The sequence below is a fragment of the Cryptosporangium sp. NPDC048952 genome, from assembly GCF_043197895.1.
Classification (GTDB): Bacteria; Actinomycetota; Actinomycetes; order Mycobacteriales; family Cryptosporangiaceae; genus Cryptosporangium.
Genome location: NZ_JBICTY010000004.1, coordinates 75621 through 98661, shown reverse-complemented (window position 1 = coordinate 98661; position 23041 = coordinate 75621). Strand labels below are relative to the sequence as shown.

Here is a 23041-nt window from a genome sequence, read left to right as displayed (position 1 = left end):
GTTGCACTCCGGTTGCAAGGAGTAGTTCCACGATCACTTTCAGTAAACACCTTGAACAAAGAAAAACGGCCGGGCGGATGTCCCCCCGGCCGTGGTGCTCGCGTCGGATCAGCGAACGGCGCCCACCTGCTGGGCCTTCTTCGCCTTGCGGTGCCGGAGGTACCAACCACCGCCGATCACGACAGCCGCACCGAGCGGCGTCCGGGCGGCGATCTTCTTCAGAATCGCGCCCTGCGCCAGTTCCTTCAGCATGAGGCTCTCCCTCGGTCAGTCGGCTCTGGTCCCAGGGATACCCCCGTGGAGGGCCGGTCATGCGAACGGCCCCGACCGGCGGTCGGGGCCGTTCATCGGGCTACGTCAGTTCGCGAAGTCCTGGGTCATCCAGAGCGTGCCCTTGGCGTCGCGGTACAGGTCGATGCCGATCTGGCCGAGCGAGGCGTTGAGGATGTTGCGGCGGTGACCGTCGTTCGGCGCCACCTCGTCGATCATCGACTGGGTGATACGGGTCGCGGTGGCCGTGTGCGCGGCGTCGGTCGCGGCGCTCGTGCTGCCGTAGCCGATGTTCTCGGCGTAGGCGTTCCACTTCAGGCCCTGCGCGCTGATGCGGGTGCCGGCGTTGCCCTCACCGGAGCACTGGTGCGAGAGCCCGCAGCCACTGGCCATCGTGAGGTTGTGCTGGTGCGCGGCGGCGGTGAGCTGGTTGTTCAGCGTCAGCGCCTTGACGCCGTTGGCGGCGCGGACCTTGTTGATCTGGGTCAGCACGGCCTGCACGGGAGCGGACACCGAGGTCGTGGTGTTCGCGGTGCTGCCGACCGGGGCGGAGGTCGTCGGAGCGGTGGTGGTGCTGCCGCTCGGACGCGTGGCCGGCGTGGTGGTGACCGGCTTGGTGGTGACCGGCTTGGCCGGACGGGTGTACCGCGGCGAGGCCCACGGGTTGTAGTTGTCGTACTGGTACTGCGAGGCGTAGCGGTCGTAACCCCCAGCCGGGAGCGGAGCGGCCGAGGCCGCGGTGCCCGCGCCGACAGCCATCGTGGTGAAGGCGACCGCGGCGACGATGCCGAACCCGATCTTCTTACCAACGGTGGTTCGCAAGTGGTGTCCCCCTGTAATCGGCGCTTACGGCGGTTGCCGTTGGCGTCGCTGTTCACATCGGCGGGGGTCCTGCGGCGGTGAGAAGACTGCGGGGGTAGGTGGGGTGCAGGAAAGTTGTCGGAGGCCTAGGGCATGCTCGGGCGCATGGACATCGGATTCGGCCTCCCGGTCGCGGGAGGATGGGCGACGCCGGAGAACGTGGTCACGGTGGCCCGGCGCGCCGAGGAGCTCGGCTACCGCACGCTCTGGTCGTTCCAGCGCCTGCTGGTCCCGGAGGGCAAGCGCCTCGCGCCGACCTACCACAGCGTTCTCGATCCGGTCGTGGCGCTGGCGTTCGCCGCCGGCGTCACCGAGCGCGTCGGCCTGGGCACCGCGATCGTCAACGCGCCGTTCGTGACGCCGGCTGTGCTCGGTCAGCAGCTCGCCACGCTCGACGTCCTGTCCCGGGGCCGCCTGCTGGCCGGTCTGGGCCTGGGGTGGATCCCCGGTGAGTTCGCCGCGGCCAACGTCGCGTTCGAACGCCGGGGCGCGCGGTTCGAGGAGTACCTGCGCTGCCTGGATGCGGTGTGGGGGCCCGACCCGGTCTCGTTCGAGGGCGAGTTCTACCGCGTCGAGCCCGCTTCGGTGCTCCCGAAGCCCGTGCAGCGTCCGCGGCCGCCGGTGCTGATCGGCGGCGACGCTCCGCGCGCGCTGGAGCGTGCCGGGCGGCTGGCCGACGGATGGATCAGCCGCAGCACGTTCGATCTGACGAAGCTGCGCCCGGCCGTCGACACGGTCCGGGCCGCCGCGGAGAAGGCCGGCCGCGATGCGGACGCGCTGCGCTTCGTCTGCCGGGGCGTGGTGGTCGTCGGAGAGCGCAAAGGTCTGTTGAGCGGCACGTTGGAGCAGGTGAAGGCCGATCTCCCGGTGCTCGAGGAGCAGGGCATCACCGAGGTCTTCGTCGACCTGAACTTCGATCCGGCGGTGGGTGCGATCGAGGTCGACGCCGCGACGGCGCTACGTCACGCGCTGACCGTTCTGGATGCTCTGGCGCCCTGAACGGGGCCGCGCCGCCGGCCAATTGGGCGGGTCCGGTGAGAAAACGTTGCGTGACCCGGGACACTGGACTCCATGAGCTCGCTACGACGCGTGTGCGCGGTGCTCGGTGCGGCCACGGTCGCCACCGTTTTCGCCGTCCTGATTCCGGTCCAAGCCTGGGCCGCAGAGAACCCCACCCTCGCCAACGTTGCGATCGAGTCCGCCCGCGGACGTCGTAGCCGCGGCGGTTTCGGCGGCATCTGCGGTGCGGTCTGTTGCCTGCTGTTCATCGCCATCATCGTGATCGGCGTGCTGCTGTTCCTGCGTCGCCGCGGCGGCGGTGGCCAGAGCGGTCCCGGCGGTGGACCGGGTGGACCCGGTGGCCCCGGTGGCTTCGGTCCGGGTGGGCCTGGGGGCTACGGTCCGGGCAACTACGGCCAGCCGACGAGCGGCCCGGGTTACACCCCGCCGCCGACGAGCGGCCCGGGCACGGGCTACGGCCCGCCGCCCACGAGCGGAGCGGGCTACACGCCGCCGCCCAGCGGGCCGGGCACCGGTTACCCGCCGTCGAACGAGCCGGGTGGCGGCTACCCGCCGCCCACCAGCGGCCCGGGTTACTCGCCGCCGCCGTCGAGCGGACCGGGTCACACCCCGCCGCCCACGAGCGGGCCGCCGAGCTCCGGCCCGTTGCCCCCGTCGGCACCGTACTGATCGTCAGCGAAGGCCCGGCTGTTCTCCGGCTCGTCCGGAGCGGAGCCGGGCCTTCGTCGTACCGCTGCTGACGACCCCGGATTGCCGTCAGGGACCGGTCGCAAAGGGGCGTTAGAGTGCGGGTCATGACGCCGCGGCTTGCCGATGTGGCCGTGAAGGCCGGGGTGAGCGAGGCGACGGTCAGCCGGGTCCTCAACGACAAGGCGGGCGTCTCCCCCGCGACGCGCCAGGCCGTTCTCGCGGCGCTCGACGTCCTGGGTTACGAGCGGCCGCCACGATTGCAGCAGCGCGGCGCGGGCCTGATCGGACTGATCATCCCCGAGCTCGACAACCCGATCTTCCCGGCGTTCGCGCAGGTCATCGAACAGGGCCTGTCGCTGGCCGGCTTCACCGCGGTGCTGTGCACCCAGGTGCCGGGTGGCGTCACCGAGGACGCGTTCACCGAGGTCCTCACCGAGCGGGGCGTGTCCGGCATCGTGTTCGTGTCGGGATTGCATGCCGACAGCAAGGCCGACGTCGAGCGCTACAACCGGCTGGCCGCGCGCCGACTACCGATCGTGCTGATCAACGGGTACCAGCCGGGGGTCGCCGCGCCGTTCCTGTCCACCGACGACCGGGCGGCGATCCGGCAGTCGGTGTCGCATCTGGTCAGTCTCGGTCACGAGCGCATCGGGCTCGCGATGGGGCCGCGGCGGTTCGTTCCCGTGCTGCGCAAGGTGTCGGCGTTCTCCGAGCTCGTCGGCGAAGCGGGCGTGGTGGAGCACACCTTGTTCACCGTGGAGGGCGGGCAGGCGGCCGCGACGTCGCTGGTCGCTGCGGGCTGCACGGCGGTGATCTGCGGCAGCGACCTGATGGCGCTCGGAGCGATCCGGGCGATCCGCGATCTCGGGCTGTCGGTACCGGGCGACGTGTCGGTGATCGGATTCGACGACTCGCTGCTCGTGGCGTTCACGGACCCTCCGCTCACGACCGTGCGCCAGCCGGTGCAGGCGATGGGCATCGCGGCGGTGCGGATGCTGCTCGGCGAGATCACCGGGGCGCCCGGCCCGAAGTCGGAGTTCCTGTTCCAGCCCGAACTGGTGGTGCGAGGCTCGACAGGCGCGGCACGCCACGCGCGCGGGTGAACCCCCGCGGGCGCTCGCGGTAGGTACCTTCGATCGTGGCGAGCACGCGTCGCGGCGCCTTCCGGATCTCCCGCGGCGAGAAGCTGAGCGTCAGAATTCCGTAGGTGGCCAACAGTTGGGCGCGCTCGCGGGTGCGCTGCTGATCGTCGACTGAGCTGTGGAACTCGTCGGAGTCCATTTCGAGGGCGAGGCCGACGTCCTGGATCCAGCCGTCGGGTGAGGGCAGGCGGGTGCCGTCGTCCGCGCGGAGCGTCGGGTTCCAGAGAATTGGCGGGAGCACCGTGCTCGTGGAGGCCAGCGCGCGCAGTTCCGCTTCGGGCGCTGAGAGAGCACCGTCGCGCACTTCGGAGAGCACTTCACCGAGCAGCTTGCTGTTACGGACGGGGCCTTGTCGCCACTCGGCGTCCAACTGGTCGACCGTGACGCGGCGCTCCTGGAGCAGTTCGGCGAGGAAGGCCCGGACGTCTCGACGGGAGTAGCCGGCGCGTGCGGCGTCGGCGGCTGCCCGTGGCAGGGAGCAGATCTCGAGCGGCGCCCGGTGGAGCGCGTGTTCGTCCGGGCGCGAGGTTCGCACGATCACGACGAAACCACGGGAGACGCGGCGCGTAGCCAGCGGCACCAGCACGTGAACCCGATCGTCCGACGGCAGGTAGCGCACTCCGTGCCGACGCAACGCCGCCACCCCCGTGATCTGTGCCCCTTTGCCAGCGAGGAGGCTCGCTCCAACCGTGCGCTGTTCGGGCGTGGGCGGCCCGGTGAACGTGGCGTACAGACCGGGGTAGATCCGCCGCCACAGCCCGCGTGCGAGGCGCCAAGCGATCGCACGGTCGGTGAGCCCCGACGCGAGCGCTTGACTCCGCAGGAGCATGCCTTGCTGGGCGACGAGCAGCTCCGCGAGGGCAGCGCCAGGATCCATGCGGTCACGATGGCCCGACGGTGGCGCGCTCGGCAGGGGCGGAGCGCGATCTGTGGACAGCCCAGTGGTTGTCCAATCGCGCACCGGATTGGTTGTCAGGAATTGCACCCCATGGTGTGCAACGCCTGACAACCATCGCGGGCTCAACGCGCGTCGCGTGCTCACCACGGGTGGGTGGGGCTCTGGCATGCTGGGGCCGTGGCGACCATCTTCACGCGGATCATCGACGGGGAACTTCCGGGCCGGTTCGTCTGGAAGGACGAGCACGCGGTCGCGTTCCTGAGTATCGCGCCGATTCGGCCGGGCCACACGCTGGTCGTGCCGCGACGCGAGATCGACCAGTGGACCGACGCCCCGGTCGAGCTGATCACCCACCTCACCACGGTGGCGCACACGATCGGCCAGGCGCAGAAGGACGCGTGGGAGGCACCCCGGGCCGCGCTCATCATCGCCGGGTTCGAGGTGCCGCACCTGCACCTGCACACCTACCCGGCCTGGGACCTGGACGACTTCGACTTCGGCAACGCCGACCCCCGCCCCGACTCGCAGGACATGGACGAGGCCGCCGAGCGCCTCCGCGCCGCCCTGGTGACGAACGGGCACAGCGAACACGCTTCTCAGTAAATAGGAATTGTATTCCGAAATGTAGGAAGCGTGGATTAGCGTACTGCCGTGTCCACGCTGCCCCCGCTCGCCGCCCGGCTGCGGGGCGTCGCGAGTTCTCCCGTCCGGGACCTGCTCGCGCTGCTCGAGCGTCCGAATGTGTTGTCGTTCGCGGGTGGGTTGCCCGCACCGGAGCTGTTCGATCTCGACGGCCTCCGGGAGGCGTACGCGCGGGTGCTCGCCGGGCCGGGCGCGCGGCTCGCGCTGCAGTACGCGCCCACCGAGGGGAACCTCGAGCTGCGCACGCGGGTCGCCGAGCGGCTCACCCGGCGTGGGTTGCCGACGGAGCCCGGCGACCTGCTGATCACGACGGGTTCGCAGCAGGCACTGACGCTCGTCACGACCGCGTTGCTCGATCCGGGCGCGGTGGTCGCGGTGGAGGAGCCGACGTACCTCGCCGCGCTGCAGAGTTTCCAGCTCGCGGGCGCCCGTCTCGTGACGGTGCCCGGCGACGAGCAGGGCGTCGATCCCGATGCGCTGGCCGACGTCGTCGCGCGGCACCGCCCGGCGCTGTTCTACACGGTGCCGACGTTCGCGAACCCGACCGGTCGTACGCTGCCGGCGTCGCGCCGGGCGGCGGTGGCGCGGATCGCCTCGGCCGGCGGCGTGCGGGTGGTGGAAGACGATCCGTACGGCGAGCTGCGGTATCGCGGTGCGCCGGTGTTGCCGCTCGCTTCGACGTCGGACGACGTCTTCTATCTGGGCAGTTTTTCGAAGATCGGTGCACCGGGGCTACGGCTCGGGTGGGTGCGGAGCCCTGCGGACGCGCGTCCGGCTCTCGTCGTCGCCAAGCAGGCCGCGGACCTGCACACGTCGACGATCGACCAGGCGGCCGCGGCGGCGTACTTCGGGGTGGCCGACCTGGACGGGCACGTCGCGCGGCTCCAGGACGCGTACCGGGAGCGTCGGGACGCGATGATCGCCGCGTTGCCGGGCACGTTGCCGCCGGGGAGCCGGTGGACCGACCCGGACGGCGGGATGTTCGTGTGGGTGCGGCTGCCGGACGGGTTCGACGCGGCCTCGTTGCTGCCGACCGCGCTCGCGCACGACGTCGCGTTCGTGCCGGGGGCTCCGTTCTACGCCGGGGAGCCCGATCGCGCGACGCTCCGGTTGTCGTTCACTACCAACACTCCGGACGAGATTCGCGAGGGGATGCGGCGGCTGGGCGCGGCGCTGGGAGTGCACGCGGCGGCCACGACCTGAGCCGTGCCGGCGGAAACCGGCCGGGCCCTGTTCTGGGGGCGCAGTGGTGGTCCGGCCCCGACGACGGCGGGGACCGGCCGGGCCCTGTTCTGGGGAGCGCAGTGGTGGTCCGGCCCCTACGACGGCGGGGACCGGCCGGACCCGGGGGGGTGGTCCGGCCGGCGGGGATAGCATCGCCCGAACGACGGGTCACCTGCACGCGTTGATCCACGGTTTAAGGCACTCGTTAGATCTGCTTAGGACAGTGAGCCTCATCTGGACTGAATCAGGTTGCACAGGGCATGGAACGGACCCGAACGGGCGAGCCGGGGCAGGGGTCGCCGACCGGCCATGGTTCGATCGAGGACGCCCTATCCGCTCTGTAGGAGGCAACTGATGCAGAAGCCCGACGTCGGCCCGATCGAAGGTGCTCCCCCGGCCGACCTGGTCGTCGAGGACCTCACCGTCGGTGACGGTGCCACCGTGGGCGCCGGCCAGGTGGCCTCGGTGCACTACGTCGGGGTGTCCCACTCCACCGGCAAGGAGTTCGACGCCTCGTACAACCGCGGTGCCCCGCTCGATTTCACCGTGGGTGCCGGTCAGGTCATCTCCGGCTGGGACCAGGGAGTCAATGGCATGAAGATCGGTGGCCGGCGCAAGCTGACCATCCCGCCGCACCTCGCGTACGGCGACCGCGGTGCCGCCGGCGTGATCAAGCCCGGCGAGACGCTGATCTTCGTCGTCGACCTCGTGGGTATCCGCTAGTCCAGCGAGGAAGTCGGACGTCGCCCGGCGGGAGGGTTTCGCCGGGCGACGCCCGACCGCTCCCCCATTCTGCGCACGCGGGATCGCGCGTCGACGGGGAAACTCGTAACGGACGAGGTGGTGGTCCGCCGCACGGGCGATCAGCGGTACGCCGGTGCGAGCGGCAAGGGCTGTGAGCCCCATTCCTGGACGGTGGCCGCGTGAGTTTCGGCGCCCAGGGTCGCCAGGGGTTCAGCCACCGGGAGTTCCGCGAGCCGGCCGAGCCGGTACTGGATCATCTGCCGTCGTGAGGGTCGGGGGCGGGTCGGTTCGGTCGTGGGTGGGTCGCCGGCCAGTGCGGCCGGGAGGAACCAGCTCACCGAGAGCAGCACCCAGGCGGCGGTGACGAGGTCGAGGGTGGCGTCGAAGGCATCCGTGGCCACGGACGGCAGGCTGGGAGCCAGCGTGTGCCGCCATCGGTCGAGTGCTTTCTCGACGACGTCCGAGGGGAGTCGCCAGCTGCACCAGCAGGTGGGCCAGGGCACGCGGAGGTAGGCGGCGTGCCAGGCGACGTGGCGGTACTCGGCGAACTCGAAGTCGAGCAGCACGGGTCCGTCGGGGGTTTCGATGTTGTTGTCGGGGCAGGCGTCGCCCGGGTCCATGGCGCGAGCGTCGGGTGGGAGGGTTTCCGCGACGGCTCGGAGCGCTTCGAGCGCCTCTGGTCGCGGCGTGACGCCGAGCTGGGGCAGAAGTGCGGCCAGGGCCGTGGCGGCTTCGGCGAGGAGGTCGGCCGAGGAATCGGCGGTCATCGGTGGTGTCAACGCGCTGACGAACGGAACTTCGAGGCCGACGGTGGCGGCTTGGAAGGTGGCCGTGGTCTCGGCCCAGGTCAGTAGTGACCGGGTGGCGGCGGCCGGGTTGGTGCCGATGAGGTGATCGGCGAGGGACGGGCCGGTGCCAGCGTCGGCGAGGACGACGAGTTGCGGGTCGTCGCTGGTCGCGAGGAGCGCGGGGACCCCGCGTACGCCCGCACGGTGCAACACCTCGAGCGCAGCCCGCTCTCGCCACGGCCCACCCCTGCCAGGCGCCTTCACGACGACGCTCGCCGGAACGCCCGCGGCCGCCGCCGGGGCGCCGGGCCCGGCCGACGCAGGCGCGGGCGGTGTGGGGGGCTGATCGGGGCCTTCGACGTGGGCTCGGAAGACGGTGGACCTGGAGCTCGTGAGTCCGGTCGTGGCGGTGAGGTGCACGGGCCCGAAGCGGGTGCTCAGCGCGTGCGCGGCGGTCGCGGCGAGGTGGGTCACGTCAGGCATCGCGTCAGCGTGGCACCGCCCTCGGCTTGATGCATCCCACTTCTGCCGCCCCTTCCGTGCGCGGCGTGGGCGGCCTGGGGACACAATCGGTGCGTGCATTACGACGCGGGAGGTCAGCATCGCCAGCGCGACGAGCCCGAGGCCGCGCGACCGGACGAATTCGTCTGGCGATTGAGTCCCGCCGAGACGGTGGCCGCGTTCGTGCGCGGGGCCGTGCTCATCGACATCCGCACGATCGTCGAGCGACGCGCTCAGGGGTGGTTACCGGGCGCGATCGTGCTCGACCGCTCGGTGCTGGAGTGGCGCGCCGTGCCGAACAGCGGCGGTCATCTGCCCGAGGTGACGAGCTTCGACGTCGAGATCGTGCTCGTGTCGCGGGACGGCGAGGAGTCGAGCCTCGCGGCCGCACGCCTGCGCGAGCTGGGGCTCTGGCGTGCCACCGACCTGGCCGGTGGCTTCGACGCCTGGCGCGCCACCGACCTCCCGATCGGTGGCGACCCCGCCGCCATCCGCCGCTGACGACGGGCCGCGCGGCCCGCATCGACGACGGTCACTCAGCTGGACAATTCTCGTTCGGTGGGGGTGCGGAAGCGGGGTAGGACGCGGACGTCGCCGGCGGCGGCCAACCAGGTCGTGACCCGCTCGGCCTCGGCGTCGACGAGCGCGGACGCCTCCTGACCGACGTCTTCGAAGAGCCGCACCGCGACCTCGCCGTCCTCGCGGTGCGCCCAGCCACCGACGATGCGACCGTCGAGCCAGATCGTGGGGCCCGCGTTGCCGGCGCGGTCGAACAGCAGGGGCGTGTAGCCGCCGAGGTACCAGTCGCGGGCCGCCCAGCCCATCGTCGTGGGGTCGAGCGCGGGGAGGAACGCCACCCAGGGACCGGGGTCGGGCGTCAACTCCCGGTCGTCGGGGAGCACCAGGCCGGTGGCTCCGTTCGGCAGCCCGACCGAGATCGCCTTGGCGTCGGACACCGCGCGGGTGACCTGGGCCCCGGTCCAGCCCGTCCACCACTGCAGGTCGGACGCGGGGGCCGGCCCGTATGCGGCGAGCCAGGCGGCGGCGAGTCGGGCCCGGGCCTCGGTGGGTGACGGCCGGTCGAGCGGCACCGGCAGCCACTGTTCGGCCAGCGCCCACTGGTAGCGCTGCGAGAACAGCTTGCCGGTGGGGCGGCCCCGGACGATGCGGCCGTCGCCGCCGAGGATCGTCAGGACGCGACTGGTGATCGCGGTGCGCGCTTCGTAGGCTTTGCCCGGCGACATGTGCAGGGAGGTGCGCAGGCGGGGTTCGGCGGCCGCCAACTCGACCGCCGACGCGGTGCCGCCCCGCGCGGCCAGTGCGGCGAGTGTGCCCGCCTCGACGTCGGCGAGCCACCGCTCGGTGTCGGGGACACCGGCCGTTCCCAGGTCCTTGAGCAGCAGGCGACGTTGGTTGGCCACCACGCGTTCCATCGTCGACGCCTCGACGATCGGCAGCAGCGGGCTCGGGACGACGAACATCGTCCGCCGCATACCGAGCATGCGGACGAGCGTGCGCCGCGTGTACAGCGCGTCCTCGAGGTCGGCCGGGGCGCCTCGGGTGGCGCGAGCGCGCACGGAGAGGAACACGGTCGCCGCGTCCGTGGCATGCAGCGCGACCACGCGTGCGGCCGCCTCGACCGGATCGGCCGCCCGGACCGCCAGCGCGTGCCGGACACCGAGCCGCCGCCGACGCTCCTCATCCGTGAATTCCCGCATGCCCGGGATGGTGCCTCACCCCACCGACACTTTCGCCCGCCCACCGCGCGATGGGCTCAGCGGCGGTGTGTTCAGGGCGTCGACGAATCAGTCATGGCCCCGGTCTATCGCGTCGCCCGAACTGCGCGGCCGGTAATTTCTCGAACGTGCAAACTACCCGATTCGGGGTATGCCCGGCGCATGTTGATGCACGTCGTCGCTGACTACGGCCCCGGAGATCTGGCGTTCGCCGAGGTTCGGCAGCAGCTCGCGCGCTATCTGCCGGGCGCCGACGTCGTCTACACGCCGATGCGACCCTTCGACACGCTCGGCGCCGGCTTCTGCGTCGCCCAGCTGGCGTTGACGCCCGGCCCACCGGACCGGCTGATCTACTGCAACGTCGCCCCGCGCGCCGATTCGGACGCTCCCCGCCCCGACAACGAGGGCGAACGCCTCCTCGCCGCGCGCCTGCCCAACGGCACGCACGTCGTCGGCGTCGACGCGGGGTACGTGTTCTCGTTCCTGCGGAACGAGGCCGAAACGCTCACCGAGATCGTGATTCCCCCGACCGGTTCCCAGTTCCGCTCCCGGGATGCTTTCCCACCCCTTCTTCCGGACGTCCTGAATGGCGACGCCGAGCAGGTCGGCACCGTGGACGCAGCCGACATCCCCGCGCCGCCGGAACGCGCGCTGGTCTACGTCGACGGCTACGGCAACCTCAAGACGAGCTGGTCGGAGCCGCCGGCGCCGATCGGGTCGGTCGTGACGCTGCGGGTCGGCGGTGTGGGCGCGGAGGCGATGATCAGCGACGGCACGTTCGACGTCCCCGCGCGGACGCTGTCGTTCGCACCCGGCAGCTCGGGCTGGACGCGCAAGGACGGCACCGAGGTGCGGTGGTACGAGGTGCTACTGCGCGGCGGGAACGCAGCCGAGATGCTCGATCACCCCGAACCGGGCACGCGGATCTCGGTGCGCGCCTGACGTGGTGGCTAGGCCGGCTGGCTGACCAGGGCGGCGACGGTGCCCATGAGGCCGGGGACGTCGGTCGAGCTGCTCGGCGCTGGTGAGCAGCTCGGCGAGCACCGCGGCGTCCTCCAGCGCCATCGCCGCGCCCTGCGCCAGGGTGGGCGGGCACGTGTGGGCGGCGTCGCCGATCACGACGACGCGGCCGCGGTTCCACGGGGCGTCGAGGATATGCTCCTCGAAGTGCGTGTAGTTGACCCGGCTCGGGTCGGTCATGCCGGGGCGGATGTCGTCCCACGGCCCGTGGTAGGCCTGCGACAGCTCGACCATCGTCGCGAGTTGCTCTTCCGGCGACAGACCACTGCGGTCCTGCGCTTCTTCGACGATGTACGCGTACAGCGTGTCCTCGCCGGTCGGGCAGTACCCGGCGATGTAGCACGGGCCGCCGTAGATCAGGTCGGTGCGGGTGACGCTGGCCGGGCGGGGCGCGAACACCCGCCAGATGCCCATGCCGAGGGGCCGGAGCCGAGCGCGTTGACCTCGGGTTTCGCCTCGCTACAGCAGGCATGAATGGTTTCCCGTCATCGATGGCCGGACCGGCACCCACTGTGCGAGACCCAGGTCACATCAGGGAGATCGATTCTTGCCATACCGGCTATTTACTGCACCGATAGATGGACGTGGTTCGTGTGCGCCGCCGACGGGTCGCTGCCGCTCTGGTAGGCGCGCCAGCCCGAGCCCGGGAGCCAGATCTGGCGGTACCAGATCACGTACAGGACGCCGAGCCGGTCGGCGTTGTCGACGAACCACGCCGCCAGACGGTTGCCGTAGGCGCGGTCGTTGCCGGTCGCTGCGCCACCGAACCCGCCCGGCGCGGCGGCGAAGTCGCACGCGCGGCCCTTGGGGTGCTCGCCGAACGAGGCCTGTCGGAAGCAGTGCACGTAGTGGGTGAACCCGGCTGCCTTCGTCTGCTGGAGCGCGTGCAGGGTGCGGGGGGTCAGGCAGCCGCCGGACGTCGGGTCGTCCTGGGAGCAGCCCTCGTTGCCGAAGCTACCGTCGCCGCGCCGGGGTGAGGAGGTGGCTTTCCGCGTCTTCTTCCGGGTGGTCTTCTTCTCCGGTGCGGCCTGCGAGGTGTTTCCGGTGGCTGCCGGCACGTCCTTGTTCTCGCCGTCGCTGGTGAAGCCGCCGGACTTCTGGCCGCCGACCTTGGCCTTGCGCAGCGCTTCCTCGGCGTCGGCGCGGCGCTCACCCATCGTCTTCTCTTCGGTGCGCTGCTTCGTGAGCTCGGAGTCGACCTGGCGCCGGGCGGCGACCAGGTCGGAGCGGGTCTTCAGCAGGTCGTCGAGCGTCTGCTGACGCTGGCGCGCCAGGCTCTCGACCAGGCCGACGTTACCGATCATGTCCGGAAGCGACCGGGAGTTCGCCATCGCCGTCGCCGGGTCGGGAAGTCCCTGGCGATACGCGGCCGCGCCCAGATCCTGGACCTGCTGTTCGAGAACCGTGATGCGCTTTTCCGAATTCGCGATCTGTGTGACCAGCGTGGACCGGCGTTTCTGCGACGTCTGCGCTTTCGCCCGCGCGTTGTTGTATCCGGCCGTCGCTTTGTCGAGGTCGCGCCGGAGCGCTTCGGTGCCGCCCTCGTCGTCCGCCGCGCCGGGCCCTGGCGCTGCCGACGCCGGACCGGGAACCCCGCTGAGCAGCACACCGAGTCCGATCAGGACGGTAGCCAGCAGGACGGCGGCGCGGTGGCGGGTGACGGGCACCCCGGAACCGTAGGCAGAACGGAAACTGCGGCCCTGCCCCGCAAAAGCGAATTTGCGTCCGCCTTAATCGCAAACTAAAGGCAGTTGTTACTCGTGTGACTGGTGGGATTGCTGTGTCGCGGAATAACACAGAAGCACCACTCCGGAGCGGAACGCGCGGGACTCCAGTAGGCGCAGTTGCGGGCGCTCGACGCCGTCGGGGAACAGCCGGGCTCCGCGGCCGACGACAGTGGGGTAGACGAACAGCCGGTACTCGTCGACGAGGTCCTTCGCGACGAGCTGGCGAACGAGGTCGACGCTGCCCGTGACGACGATGTCCTTACCGGGTGCGGCCTTGAGCGCGGCGACGTCGTCGCGGAGGGGGCCGCGCAGGATCGTGGTGGGCTCCCACTCCGGATCGGTGAGGGACCGGGACACCACGTACTTCTGCACCTGGTTCAGGTAGTCGGTGACGCCGGTGGTGTCGTCGTTCTGCTTCGGCCAGAAGCTCCGCATGTCCTCGAACGTGGTCCGGCCGACGAGAAACGCGTCCGCGCCGAGCATGTGCTCGCGGGTGGCCTCGTTGATGTCGTCGGAGTCCGGAGCGGTGGGGTCGAACCAATCGCCGGTCATCTCGATCACGCCGTCGAGCGTGATGTTCTCGGTCACCACAAGTGATCTCATTGCTCACCGGTACCCCGGCTACTTGCGGTTGTACCGGCGCATCGTCAGCGAGCCGAAGACGACGACGAACAGACCGCTGGCGATGAACGTCCACAGAACGGCCGGCCCGTCGACCTCGCCCGCCATCAGGCCACGGATCGCACTGACCAGATGGGTGATCGGGTTGACGTCGACGAACGCCTGGAGCCACCCCGGCATCGTCGACGGATCCACGTAGACGTTGCTCAGGAACGTCAGCGGCATCAGCACCATCATGCTGACGCCCATCACCGACTTCTCGCTGCGCAGCACGAGCCCGAAGAACGTCCAGATCCAGGAGAAGGCGAACGAGAACACGACGAGCAGCGCGATGCTGCCCACGACGCCCAGCACGCCCCCGCTCGGACGGAACCCGAGGGCCAGCCCGACGGTGAGGATGACCAGCGACGCGATGACGTAGCGCAACACGTCGCCGAAGATCATCCCGACGAGCGCGGCCGGACGCCAGACCGGCAGCGTGCGGAACCGGTCGAACACGCCCTTCTCGATGTCGGTGTTGAGCCCGACGCCGGTGTACATCGTGATCATCACGACGCTCGAGACGAGGATTCCGGGCAGGAAGAACTGCAGGTAGTCGCGCGGCGAATCGGCCAGCGCACCGCCGAACAGGTACGTGAACATCAGCGTCATGATGAGCGGGAACGCCGTCACGTCGAACAGCTGCTCGGGGACGTGCTTGATGCGCAGCATCGCCCGCCAGCCGAACACGATCGACGCCGCGAGCGGCCCGGGAGGCGTCGGACGCCCCGCTGGCGACAGGACGGCACTCATCGTCTCGGCCGACGGAACATAGGTCGTGGACTCGTCGGTGGTCGTCGTGGTCATACCGCGGCTCCCTGGGCGGTGAGTGCGAGGAACACCTCGTCGAGGCTGGGTTGGCCGAGCGAGAAGTCGTCGACGACGACACCGGCGGCCGCGAGATCGGCCAGCGCCCGCGACGCGTGCTCGGCGGCGCCCCGGTCGGAGTCGCCGCTGACCCGGACGGTCAGCGAAACAGGGTCTGCGTCCTGCAGCACGGTGGCGCCCAGCGCCCGGCCCAGGATGTCGGCCGCCTCGGCGCGCTGCTGGGCGTCGCGCAGACGGACGTGCACGGTGCCCGCGCCGATCGAGGACTTCAGCGCGCCCGGCGTGCCCTCGGCGATGACCTTGCCGTGGTCGATGACAGCGATACGGCCGGCCAGCCGATCGGCCTCGTCGAGGTACTGCGTGGTGAGCAGGACCGTGGTGCCGTACGCGACGACCGCGCGCACGATGTCCCACACCTGGTTGCGGCTGCGCGGATCGAGCCCCGTCGTCGGCTCGTCGAGGAACAGCAGCTGGGGCGTGTTGAGGATGCTGGCCGCGATGTCGAGGCGCCGACGCATGCCGCCGCTGTACTTCTTCACCTGGCGGTCGGCGGCCTCGGTGAGCCCGAACGCGGTGAGCAGATCGTCGGCCCTGGATTTCGCGGCGCGTTTCTTGTGCCCGACCAGGCGGCCGAGCAGGAGCAGGTTCTCCACCCCGGTGAGGTCCTCGTCCACCGACGCGTATTGGCCGGTCAGACTCACCTTGCTGCGCACGGCGTCGGCCTCGCGCACGACGTCGTGCCCGAAGACGCGGGCCTCACCGCCGTCGGGCCGCAACAGCGTCGCCAGGATGCGCACGACAGTCGTCTTTCCGGCGCCGTTCGGCCCCAGGACTCCGTACACCGTCCCCGCGGGCACGCTCAGGTCCACACCGTCGACCGCTCGCGTCTGGCCGAACGTCTTGACCAGGCCGGCGGTCTCGATCGCTCTCTCCATGGTCCCCATGCTCCCGGGTCTATCAATTCGGTACGACAGAATTAGTGACCGTGGACACCGTGTCCCCCTAACGTCGGCGCATGCGCGTTCTGGTGGTCTCCGCACCACTGTCCGGTCACGTCCTCCCGCTCCTTCCGTTGGCCCGTGCACTCGCCGAGGCCGACCACGAGATCCTGATCGCCACTGCCGCCGACGCCGCCACCGCGGCGCGCAAGCAGGGCCTGCCGGTCGAGGACATCGCCCCTGACTTCGACTTCGCCGCCATCGCGCGCGGAGTGGCGCTGAGACACCCCTGGGCGGCCGCCAACAAGCTGTTCGGCACGATCAACGCGAAGCTCGTCGACGCCGTCCGCGACGTCACCGAGACGTTCCGGCCGGACGTCGTCGTCGTCGAGCCGCTGGCGGTGGCCGGACTGATCGCGGCGGCGGGCCACGGCGTCCCGGCCGTCCGCCACGAGACGAACCTGCTCGACGGCGCGGAGCTCGTGCAGGCCACGGCCGGGCCGGCGCTGCGCCGCCTGGCGATCGACCGGTTACCGGACCCGGCTGCGGTGATCCAGGTGCTGCCGCCGAGCGTCGTGGGGCCGCGTCCCGGCTGGGCCATGCGCTACGAGCCACCGGCGCCCGCGCCGCTGCCGTCCTGGCTGACCGAGACACCCGCGCTGCCGCGGATCCTGGTCAGCCGCAGCACGGTGGCCGGGTCGGGCAACGGGAACATGATGAAGGCACTGGTGGCGGTTGCCGGCTCGATCGACGCCGAATTCGTGCTGGTCCGGCCGGAGCCCGGACTCCCGCCGGAACTTCCGGACAACGTCCGGACCATCGGCTGGGTCTCGCTCGACGCCGTGCTCCCCACCTGCACCGGGATCGTCCACCACGGTGGCGCCGGCACCGTGCAGGCGGCGCTCGCGGCCGGTGTGCCGCAGCTGGTCGTGCCCGGCCCCGGCGACCGGCGCCACAACGCCGAGCTCGTCGCGGAGATCGGCGCCGGGATCTCCGCCCCGCTCAAGGGTCCGTCCGCCGAGCACCTGCAACGACTCATCACCGACGACGAACTGCGCCGCGTCAGCGTCCGCATCCAGGACGACCTGGCGATCCGGCCCTCCCCCAAGGACGTCGCGGTCCAGGTCGCAACGTTGGCGAGTTAACACACCGGACGGTGGCGGGGGCACAGAGCACGCGCTCGGGAAAAGCTTCAATATCCCCATGGCCGCGACGACGAGCACCCGCCCCCAGACCTCCGGGCTCGACCACCTGGAGCCCTACCTCCTCGCCCCCTCCTCGCTGACGCCGAGCGCGCTGCGCGAGCGGGCCGACCTCATCACCGCCGAGATCGACGCCGCCGGTGGCGCCGAGGCGATGCTGGCGGCGTCCGGGGGCGAGCCGGTGGCACTGCGCGGCAACTTCCTCTACGACGCGTGGCTGGTCCGCTGGGCCCCGGGCGACGCGACCGACCTGCACGCCCACACGATCGGCTTCCGCACCGTGACCGTCCTCGGCGGCACGCTCAACGAGACGGTCGCGAGCGAGCACGGCCTCGACGAGACCGAGCTGACCACCGGCGAACAGCTCGCCGCCCGTCCCGGCCACACCCACCGCCTGGTCGCCGGCGGGGCCGGGGCGGTCAGCCTGCTGCTGTCCTCGCCCCCGGCACTCAGCCCCGGAAAGTGACGCGCAGCAGCTTCTGCGCCCCGCTGAACTGCTGGTAGTACGTCACGTACTGCACGAGTCCGCCGCGCTCGGAGTACTCCGGATGGGCGAACGCCGCGTAGTTCGTGCCGTAGTCCCCGGGATCGGTCTCGGCCACCGTGAACGGCTCCGACCACGGCCCGTACGGCGCGCCGCTCACCTGCGCCCGCACCTCGTGCGAGCCGTACTCCATGTAGACGTTCACCCAGGCCTGCAACGCCGGATTCCACTGGACGCTGTTGCCGGCGCCACCCGCGCGCACCGTGGCGACCGCGTCCGCCGGGTCGATCGACCACCAGCCGTCGCCACCGTAGAACCGCCACGCGGACCGGTCGGCGATCTTCGCCAGCGGCACCTTCGCGACCCGGCACCGCACGTCGACGGTACTGCAGTCGCCGTACACGTAAACGTCCTCGCCGGCCACCACCGCCGCGGACGCGTACATCGTCTCCGGTCCGAAGAACAGCGACGGGTCGCGGCCCTCGATGCTGCTCACCGGCTCCGCGTTCCCGGCAGGCAACCGCGTGACCTCGTACGTGCGCATGTCGACGGCGGCCACTCCCGTTCCGAGGTCCTGCCCGTACTTCTGCGAGCACGGCTCCTGGGGGGCGCCGCCGCGGCAGAGCTTGTGGTAGAGCACGAGCACGCGGTTACGTTCCGGGTCGGCGATCACCGGCCCGGGCCAGAGGCCGAACGTCACCCCGCAGTACCTGAGCGCGCAGTCCTTCGCATGGGCACGCTCGAACGCGCGCTCGGCGTCGTTCCAGGGCAGGAACTCGTCGTGGACGTCGCCGGCGGTTCCGCCGACGTCGGAGGCGGTGAGCGTGATGCCGTCCCGACCGACCAGATCCGACGTGGACGCCGCGGTGTTCGACAGGAACGCGTCCGGCTTCGTCAGCTCGGTGTCGGCGAACACCCAGACCGAACGGTCGCCGTACCGGGTGCTCTGTCCGTTGTCGCGTCCGGTGACGCGGCCCTGCTGGTGCACCGGGTCGAGCACGTCGACGCTCGCCACCTCGGGCACGTCCGGCAGAACGTCGCTCATCGGAGGCGCCTGCGCCCGGGTGGGTGCGGCGTGCACGGGCGCCGGCTTCGACGGCGGCGGAGCGGCCGGCTCCTGCCGATCGCCGGCGTCGACCACCAAACCGGCTGCCACCAGCGTGAGCAGGTACGCGATCAGCGCCGTGACGATCGGCTTGCGCAGGGGGCGCCTGGTCGGCGGCGCCTCCGCCGTGTCCTCGTCGGGTAGGGCAGCAGTCGGCACGGCTGCTTCCTCCCCGGTGGTACGGATTACTCCGACACTGACCAGTGGTAACTACTGGGCAGTAACGTCACGGTACCCCGCGGTTCCAGGTTCAATCCGAACAGCCCGGTCCTCAGCGGACCGGGCTGCGCACTGTTTCAGTTCACTCTTGTCAACTGGATCGGTAATGCCCCCGCGCCAGCAGGCGGCTGCCGTCGTAGAGCTCCACGTCCGCCTCGCTCCCCACGATCCGCAGCTCGGCGTCGAGCAGAACCGGAGCCAGGGAACGAACCGACCAGGATGTGACCGACAGCGATGGGCGAGCCGCGCGGAGCGCGTCGAGCAGCAGGATCCGCACCAGCGGACCGTGCACCAGCAGGCCCGGCAGGTTCTCCACGTCGACCGCCCACGCGCGGTCGTAGTGCACGCGGTGGGTGTTGAACGTGATCGCCGAAAAACGGAACAACTGCCGAATGTCGACGGTGAACGCGGCGCCCCAGTCGCGCACCGGCGCCTCACCCTCGGCCGGCGCGAGGGCGGTACCCCCGGACGAGAGGAACACGTCGTGCCAGACGCTGCGTACCGCGACCGCACCGTCCACGAGGTACTCGCGGGTGATGTCGGCGAACAGGAGCGAGCCCGAGCGGCCTTCCTTCCGCACCACCGAACTCAGCGAAGAGCGCTGCTCGACCGTGTCGCCCCAGTGCAGCGGACGCAGGAACTCGGTGTCCTCCCCCGCGTACATCCGGCGCGGCGGAGCGTCCGTCGGGGTCAGTCCGTCGTCGGCCGGGCTGCCGTCGGGACGCAGCTCGGCCAGCGGTGCGTCGAACGGGAAGTACAGTCCTTCCCAGCCGGGCGGCAGCTCACCGCCGGTCGTGACGACGACGCCCGGCGCGAACGTGCCCGCGTACTGCAGCGACGGCTCCGGGTGGAGGACCGCGGTCCGGATCACACCACACCGGCCTTCCGCAGCTCGGCGATCCGCTCGTCGGAGTAGCCGGCCACGGCGGTCAGCACGGCGTCGGCGTGCTCGTTCATCTCGTTGGCGCGCCGCGCCGGGGTCGCCGGGGTTGCGCTCAGCTTCACCGGCTGGCCGAACATGCGCAGCGTGCCGAGGTCGCCGTAGTCGGCCTCGACGACCATCTCGCGGGCCACGGTCTCCGGGTCGTCGACCACTTCACCGATGTTCTTGACGGCGGTCAGCGGAACGACGTCGCCGGCGAGTTCCTCGAGCTCGGCGCGGGTACGGTTCGCGAACCAGCCGAGGACGAGCGGCTTCACGCGCCGCTCGTAGACCTCGTCGTCGAAGCGTTTGCGCATCGTGTCGATCTCGGGGTCGTCGACGACCTCGGGGCTGCCGAACAGCTCGCAGGAGGCCCGCCAGAGCTTGTCGGTGTAACCGCCGAAGAACACCTGGCCGTCCGCGCACGGGAACAGGTCGTACGGGCGCACCCAGGAGTGCTTGTTCCCGGACGGTGCCCAGACCTTGCCCTCCACCGTGTAGTCGACGACAGCGGTCTCGGTCATCGCGAGAATGCTGTCGACCTGGGCGACGTCGACGATCTGGCCCTGGCCGGTGCGCTCGGCGTGCCGGAGCGCGGCGAGCGTGCCGATGACGCCGAACATCGTCGCCGACAGGTCGCCGATGACCACTCCGACGCGGACCGGCGGCTGGTCGGGGTAGCCGTTCATCGACCAGAGGCCGCCGGCGGCCTGCGCGGTGTTGTCGAACGCCGGGCGGCGGCTGCGGGAGCCGGTGCGGCCGTAACCGGAGATCGCGAGGTAGACCAGGCGCGGGTTGATCGCGGCGAGCGTCTCGTAGGAGAGGCCGAGTTTGTCCATGGTGCCCGGTCGGAAGTTCTCGACCAGCACGTCCGCGTTGACGACCAGGTCCTTCAGAACCTGTTTTCCGTCGTCCGACGCCAGGTCGAGCGCCAGGCCGAGCTTGCCGCGGTTGTACTGGGCGTAGTAGCCGCTCACTTCCGCGTCCCCGGCGCGCAGGTACGGCGGGAAGCCGCGGGCGACGTCCGGGTCCTTCGGGTTCTCGATCTTGACCACTGTCGCACCGAGGTCGGCCATGATCTGGGCCGCGTAGGGTCCGGCGAGGACCCGGGAGAGGTCGAGGACGGTGACGCCGTCCAGGGCACCGGGAGTCATTGGTCGTCCTCCTCCGGAACGTGGGCACTCAGGGCTTTGAGGACCCGGGACGGGCCTGTCGTACCGCGTTCGGCGGCCAGCCAGCGGGATGTCCTGACCAGGGCGGTGAGGTCCAGGCCGGTGTCGATGCCGAGGCCGTGCAGCATCCAGACGAGGTCTTCGGTGGCGAGGTTGCCGGTCGCGCCGGCGGCGTAGGGGCAGCGGCCGAGGCCGCCGACTGCGGCGTCGAACTCGGTGACTCCGCTTTTCAGGGCCGCGAGGACGTTCGCCAGGCCTTGGCCGTAGGTGTCGTGGAAGTGCATGGCGAGGGCGGTCTTCGGGACACCCGCTTCGACCGTGCGGCGGATGACGTCGGTTACCTGGCCGGGGGTGCCGAGGCCGACGGTGTCGCCGAGGGCGACCGTGGTGCAGCCGGCGGCGTGGAGCTCGGCCGCCATCGTGGCGACTTTCGCCGCGGAGACGTCGCCCTCCCACGGGTCGCCGAACGACATCGAGAGGTAGCCGCGGACGTTGCGGCCCGCGTTGTTCGCTTCGGCGGTGACCTTGGCGGCGGTTTCCAGGGAGCCGCGTGCTGTGGTGTTGAGGTTCGCGGCGGCGAAGGAATCCGTGGCGCTGACGACGACGGCGACGTCGTCGTAGCCGGCGTTCATCGCGTTGTAGAGGCCGCGCGAGTTCGGCACCAGCGCCACGGTGCGCCCGGACGCTCCCGGGAGAACCTCGGCGCTCACCTCCGCGGCGTCGGCGAGCTGGGGGATCCAGCTCGGCGGCACGAAGCTCGTCACTTCCAACCCGGCCTTGCCCGCACCCGCAGCGAGCAGCCGCCGACACAGTTCGGCCTTGGTCGCGGCGGGCACCACATCGGTCTCGGCCTGCAAGCCGTCCCGAGGCCCCACCTCGTACACCCGCACGGTACGCGGTAGGTCGGGATCGGGAACCGGCCGCGGCACCGGCTTCCAGAGCGTCCCGGGCTTCACCGGCCCGCTCACGGCGCTACCGGGGTGGCTGCGCGGAGTTCTGCGAGTACCTCCGTGGCGTACTCGGCGCGGATCTTCTTCTCGGCGACGATACGGCTGGCTACGAGAGCCACCTCGTGTGGTTCGGCGCCGGCGCTGGCGGCGATCGTGCGGGCGTGGAGGGTCATGTGACCGCGCTGGATGCCCTCGGCGGCCAGCGCGCGGCAGGCCGCGAGGTTCTGCGCGAGCCCCACGGACGCGATCACCGCACCGAGCTCGGACGCGTTCGCGATGCCCAGGATCTTCACCGCGGCCTGCGCCACCGGATGCGCCCGGGTAGCGCCGCCCACGAGCCCGACCGCCAGCGGCACCTCGAGCGTCCCCGCCAAGTGACCCGACGGCGTCTCCTCGAACCGCGACAACGCCCGGTAGATCCCGCCCCGCACCGCGTGCGAGTGACACCCCGCCTCGACCGCCCGGGTGTCGTTCCCGGTCGCGAGCACCACGGCCGTGATGCCGTTCATGATGCCCTTGTTGTGGGTGGCCGCCCGGTACGGATCGGCCTCCGCGAACGCCGACGCGTGCACGATGTCGCGCACCACGTCAGCGCCCCCGAGCAGGTCCCGGTCGAACGTCGCCCGCGCCCGCACGATCCGCTGATCGGCCTTGTTGCTCAGGATCCGCAGGATCGCGCGCCCACCGGCGATCTCGGCCAGGCGCGGCGCGAGCGCCTCCGCCATCGTGTTCACCGCGTTCGCGCCCATCGCGTCCCGCACGTCCACGTGCAGGTGGACGATCACCTGGACGCCGGTCCGCGTCGCCAGCTCCCGCACCTCGAGTGCCCGCGCACCACCGCCGAACGACACCAGCACCGGGTCCTGCGCGTCCGCCGCAGCGAGAATCTCCGGAGCCGCCTCCCGCAACCGGAACGCCGCCGCACCCGGGTCCGGCACCTCGACGAGCTGGATCTGCGCGATCATCACGGGCCCGGTGTCCGACGTCGTGAAGCCGCCGTGCTCCCGCGCCATCCGCGCCGCGTTGCTCGCGGCGGCCACCACCGACGGCTCCTCGGTCGCCATCGGCACCAGCCGGTCGACGCCGTCGACGACGAAGTTCGTCCCGATGCCCACCGGCACACCGAGCACGCCGACGACGTTCTCGATCATGTGGTCGGCCGCCTCGAGCGAGAGCCCGGCGGCCGGATCGAGCACGCCCAGCTGCTCGGGCGTCAGACCCGCGCTCTCGGCGACGCGCTCGCGTCGACCGGCGATGTCCGAATCCCGCAGTCCTGTCAATCGGCTGGTCGACGCCAC

General features: G+C 71.0%; 24 protein-coding genes and 1 pseudogene. 10 read left to right on the top strand and 15 right to left on the bottom strand.

Translation table 11 applies throughout. The features are described 5' to 3' along the window. Positions 1-108: 108 nt before the first annotated feature. Positions 109-252: a DUF6203 family protein gene (locus ACGFY5_RS23015; RefSeq protein ID WP_392722739.1), complete on the bottom strand. Its 144-nt coding sequence runs from the start codon at positions 250-252 to the stop codon at positions 109-111. Between the two features lie 105 nt (positions 253-357). Next, positions 358-1092 carry a CAP domain-containing protein gene (locus ACGFY5_RS23010; protein ID WP_392722738.1) on the bottom strand — a complete coding sequence of 245 codons (735 nt, stop codon included), beginning with the start codon at positions 1090-1092 and terminating at the stop codon, positions 358-360. Between the two features lie 144 nt (positions 1093-1236). Between ACGFY5_RS23010 and ACGFY5_RS23005 the strand changes: the two genes are divergently transcribed. The 3 genes from ACGFY5_RS23005 (at position 1237) to ACGFY5_RS22995 (ending at position 3944) form a co-directional block, all read left to right on the top strand. Then, a complete protein-coding gene (locus ACGFY5_RS23005; RefSeq protein ID WP_392722736.1) occupies positions 1237-2130 on the top strand; it encodes a TIGR03619 family F420-dependent LLM class oxidoreductase in 894 nt (297 codons plus the stop codon). 72 nt (positions 2131-2202) lie between these two features. Continuing rightward, positions 2203-2820 (top strand): hypothetical protein, encoded by a 618-nt coding sequence (locus ACGFY5_RS23000; RefSeq protein WP_392722734.1) that lies wholly within the window; start codon positions 2203-2205, stop codon positions 2818-2820. Positions 2821-2945: 125 nt separating this feature from the next. Next, positions 2946-3944, top strand: coding sequence for a LacI family DNA-binding transcriptional regulator (locus tag ACGFY5_RS22995; RefSeq protein ID WP_392722732.1), 999 nt, complete (start codon positions 2946-2948; stop codon positions 3942-3944). On the opposite strand, the gene ACGFY5_RS22990 is transcribed toward ACGFY5_RS22995, so the two are convergent. Next, the gene (locus tag ACGFY5_RS22990; protein ID WP_392722730.1) at positions 3850-4860 is read right to left on the bottom strand and encodes a type IV toxin-antitoxin system AbiEi family antitoxin domain-containing protein; all 1011 of its coding nucleotides are present in this window, start codon (positions 4858-4860) and stop codon (positions 3850-3852) included. The genes ACGFY5_RS22995 and ACGFY5_RS22990 overlap by 95 nt on opposite strands. Positions 4861-5058: 198 nt before the next feature. On the opposite strand from ACGFY5_RS22990, the gene ACGFY5_RS22985 reads away from it, so the two are divergent. The 3 genes from ACGFY5_RS22985 to ACGFY5_RS22975 all read left to right on the top strand — a co-directional run bounded on the left by ACGFY5_RS22985 (position 5059) and on the right by ACGFY5_RS22975 (position 7470). Continuing rightward, positions 5059-5484 (top strand): HIT family protein, encoded by a 426-nt coding sequence (locus ACGFY5_RS22985; protein WP_392722728.1) that lies wholly within the window; start codon positions 5059-5061, stop codon positions 5482-5484. Positions 5485-5532: 48 nt separating this feature from the next. Continuing rightward, a complete protein-coding gene (locus tag ACGFY5_RS22980; RefSeq protein ID WP_392722725.1) occupies positions 5533-6726 on the top strand; it encodes a PLP-dependent aminotransferase family protein in 1194 nt (397 codons plus the stop codon). 375 nt (positions 6727-7101) lie between these two features. Continuing rightward, positions 7102-7470: an FKBP-type peptidyl-prolyl cis-trans isomerase gene (locus tag ACGFY5_RS22975; protein WP_392722724.1), complete on the top strand. Its 369-nt coding sequence runs from the start codon at positions 7102-7104 to the stop codon at positions 7468-7470. A gap of 140 nt (positions 7471-7610) precedes the next feature. Here the strand turns inward: ACGFY5_RS22975 and ACGFY5_RS22970 are convergent, their stop codons facing one another. After that, positions 7611-8762 (bottom strand): hypothetical protein, encoded by a 1152-nt coding sequence (locus tag ACGFY5_RS22970; protein WP_392722723.1) that lies wholly within the window; start codon positions 8760-8762, stop codon positions 7611-7613. Between the two features lie 93 nt (positions 8763-8855). Between ACGFY5_RS22970 and ACGFY5_RS22965 the strand changes: the two genes are divergently transcribed. Beyond that, positions 8856-9281 (top strand): rhodanese-like domain-containing protein, encoded by a 426-nt coding sequence (locus tag ACGFY5_RS22965; RefSeq protein ID WP_392722722.1) that lies wholly within the window; start codon positions 8856-8858, stop codon positions 9279-9281. Between the two features lie 35 nt (positions 9282-9316). Here the strand turns inward: ACGFY5_RS22965 and ACGFY5_RS22960 are convergent, their stop codons facing one another. Beyond that, a complete protein-coding gene (locus ACGFY5_RS22960) occupies positions 9317-10498 on the bottom strand; it encodes a winged helix DNA-binding domain-containing protein (protein WP_392722721.1) in 1182 nt (393 codons plus the stop codon). Positions 10499-10678: 180 nt separating this feature from the next. Between ACGFY5_RS22960 and ACGFY5_RS22955 the strand changes: the two genes are divergently transcribed. Continuing rightward, entirely contained in the window at positions 10679-11458 is a 780-nt protein-coding gene (locus ACGFY5_RS22955; protein ID WP_392722719.1) for a hypothetical protein, read from the top strand. A gap of 63 nt (positions 11459-11521) precedes the next feature. Here ACGFY5_RS22955 and ACGFY5_RS22950 read toward each other — a convergent pair. From ACGFY5_RS22950 to ACGFY5_RS22930, 5 genes and pseudogenes are all read right to left on the bottom strand, one after another. Continuing rightward, positions 11522-11962 (bottom strand): annotated as a pseudogene (locus ACGFY5_RS22950) (FAD-dependent monooxygenase); the annotation flags it as partial. Between the two features lie 137 nt (positions 11963-12099). Further along, positions 12100-13203: a coiled-coil domain-containing protein gene (locus ACGFY5_RS22945; RefSeq protein WP_392722718.1), complete on the bottom strand. Its 1104-nt coding sequence runs from the start codon at positions 13201-13203 to the stop codon at positions 12100-12102. Between the two features lie 87 nt (positions 13204-13290). Beyond that, complete coding sequence (locus ACGFY5_RS22940) at positions 13291-13866, bottom strand: dihydrofolate reductase family protein (RefSeq protein WP_392722716.1); 576 nt, start codon at positions 13864-13866, stop codon at positions 13291-13293. Between the two features lie 18 nt (positions 13867-13884). Beyond that, a complete protein-coding gene (locus tag ACGFY5_RS22935; protein WP_392722715.1) occupies positions 13885-14730 on the bottom strand; it encodes an ABC transporter permease in 846 nt (281 codons plus the stop codon). Then, positions 14727-15686 carry an ATP-binding cassette domain-containing protein gene (locus ACGFY5_RS22930; RefSeq protein ID WP_392722714.1) on the bottom strand — a complete coding sequence of 320 codons (960 nt, stop codon included), beginning with the start codon at positions 15684-15686 and terminating at the stop codon, positions 14727-14729. Before ACGFY5_RS22930 ends, ACGFY5_RS22935 begins: the two co-directional genes overlap by 4 nt. 80 nt (positions 15687-15766) lie before the next feature. Between ACGFY5_RS22930 and ACGFY5_RS22925 the strand changes: the two genes are divergently transcribed. Continuing rightward, the gene (locus ACGFY5_RS22925) at positions 15767-16834 is read left to right on the top strand and encodes a glycosyltransferase (protein ID WP_392722713.1); all 1068 of its coding nucleotides are present in this window, start codon (positions 15767-15769) and stop codon (positions 16832-16834) included. A 58-nt stretch (positions 16835-16892) separates the two neighbouring features. Further along, positions 16893-17357 carry a hypothetical protein gene (locus tag ACGFY5_RS22920; protein WP_392722711.1) on the top strand — a complete coding sequence of 155 codons (465 nt, stop codon included), beginning with the start codon at positions 16893-16895 and terminating at the stop codon, positions 17355-17357. On the opposite strand, the gene ACGFY5_RS22915 is transcribed toward ACGFY5_RS22920, so the two are convergent. From ACGFY5_RS22915 to ACGFY5_RS22895, 5 genes are all read right to left on the bottom strand, one after another. Then, positions 17341-18639: a DUF4185 domain-containing protein gene (locus ACGFY5_RS22915; protein ID WP_392722710.1), complete on the bottom strand. Its 1299-nt coding sequence runs from the start codon at positions 18637-18639 to the stop codon at positions 17341-17343. The genes ACGFY5_RS22920 and ACGFY5_RS22915 overlap by 17 nt on opposite strands. 151 nt (positions 18640-18790) lie before the next feature. Then, positions 18791-19570, bottom strand: coding sequence for a hypothetical protein (locus ACGFY5_RS22910; protein WP_392722708.1), 780 nt, complete (start codon positions 19568-19570; stop codon positions 18791-18793). After that, on the bottom strand, positions 19567-20775 hold the full coding sequence (locus ACGFY5_RS22905; RefSeq protein ID WP_392722707.1) for a CaiB/BaiF CoA transferase family protein: 1209 nt from the start codon (positions 20773-20775) through the stop codon (positions 19567-19569). The genes ACGFY5_RS22910 and ACGFY5_RS22905 overlap by 4 nt, the downstream gene beginning before the upstream one ends. Further along, entirely contained in the window at positions 20772-21761 is a 990-nt protein-coding gene (locus tag ACGFY5_RS22900; protein WP_392722705.1) for a hydroxymethylglutaryl-CoA lyase, read from the bottom strand. The genes ACGFY5_RS22905 and ACGFY5_RS22900 overlap by 4 nt, the downstream gene beginning before the upstream one ends. Continuing rightward, positions 21758-23041 (bottom strand): hydroxymethylglutaryl-CoA reductase, degradative, encoded by a 1284-nt coding sequence (locus ACGFY5_RS22895; protein ID WP_392722704.1) that lies wholly within the window; start codon positions 23039-23041, stop codon positions 21758-21760. The genes ACGFY5_RS22900 and ACGFY5_RS22895 overlap by 4 nt, the downstream gene beginning before the upstream one ends.

Bases quoted from the DNA above. Each gene is read 5' to 3' on its own strand.
- ACGFY5_RS22935 (WP_392722715.1), bottom strand. From the start codon at position 14,730: ATGACCACGACGACCACCGACGAGTCCACGACCTATGTTCCGTCGGCC.
- ACGFY5_RS23015 (WP_392722739.1), bottom strand. From the start codon at position 252: ATGCTGAAGGAACTGGCGCAGGGCGCGATTCTGAAGAAGATCGCCGCC.
- ACGFY5_RS22930 (WP_392722714.1), bottom strand. From the start codon at position 15,686: ATGGAGAGAGCGATCGAGACCGCCGGCCTGGTCAAGACGTTCGGCCAG.
- ACGFY5_RS22920 (WP_392722711.1), top strand. From the start codon at position 16,893: ATGGCCGCGACGACGAGCACCCGCCCCCAGACCTCCGGGCTCGACCAC.
- ACGFY5_RS22905 (WP_392722707.1), bottom strand. From the start codon at position 20,775: ATGACTCCCGGTGCCCTGGACGGCGTCACCGTCCTCGACCTCTCCCGG.
- ACGFY5_RS22990 (WP_392722730.1), bottom strand. From the start codon at position 4,860: ATGGATCCTGGCGCTGCCCTCGCGGAGCTGCTCGTCGCCCAGCAAGGC.
- ACGFY5_RS22925 (WP_392722713.1), top strand. From the start codon at position 15,767: ATGCGCGTTCTGGTGGTCTCCGCACCACTGTCCGGTCACGTCCTCCCG.
- ACGFY5_RS22960 (WP_392722721.1), bottom strand. From the start codon at position 10,498: ATGCGGGAATTCACGGATGAGGAGCGTCGGCGGCGGCTCGGTGTCCGG.
- ACGFY5_RS22970 (WP_392722723.1), bottom strand. From the start codon at position 8,762: ATGCCTGACGTGACCCACCTCGCCGCGACCGCCGCGCACGCGCTGAGC.
- ACGFY5_RS22975 (WP_392722724.1), top strand. From the start codon at position 7,102: ATGCAGAAGCCCGACGTCGGCCCGATCGAAGGTGCTCCCCCGGCCGAC.
- ACGFY5_RS22955 (WP_392722719.1), top strand. From the start codon at position 10,679: ATGTTGATGCACGTCGTCGCTGACTACGGCCCCGGAGATCTGGCGTTC.
- ACGFY5_RS23000 (WP_392722734.1), top strand. From the start codon at position 2,203: ATGAGCTCGCTACGACGCGTGTGCGCGGTGCTCGGTGCGGCCACGGTC.
- ACGFY5_RS22995 (WP_392722732.1), top strand. From the start codon at position 2,946: ATGACGCCGCGGCTTGCCGATGTGGCCGTGAAGGCCGGGGTGAGCGAG.
- ACGFY5_RS22940 (WP_392722716.1), bottom strand. From the start codon at position 13,866: ATGAGATCACTTGTGGTGACCGAGAACATCACGCTCGACGGCGTGATC.
- ACGFY5_RS23005 (WP_392722736.1), top strand. From the start codon at position 1,237: ATGGACATCGGATTCGGCCTCCCGGTCGCGGGAGGATGGGCGACGCCG.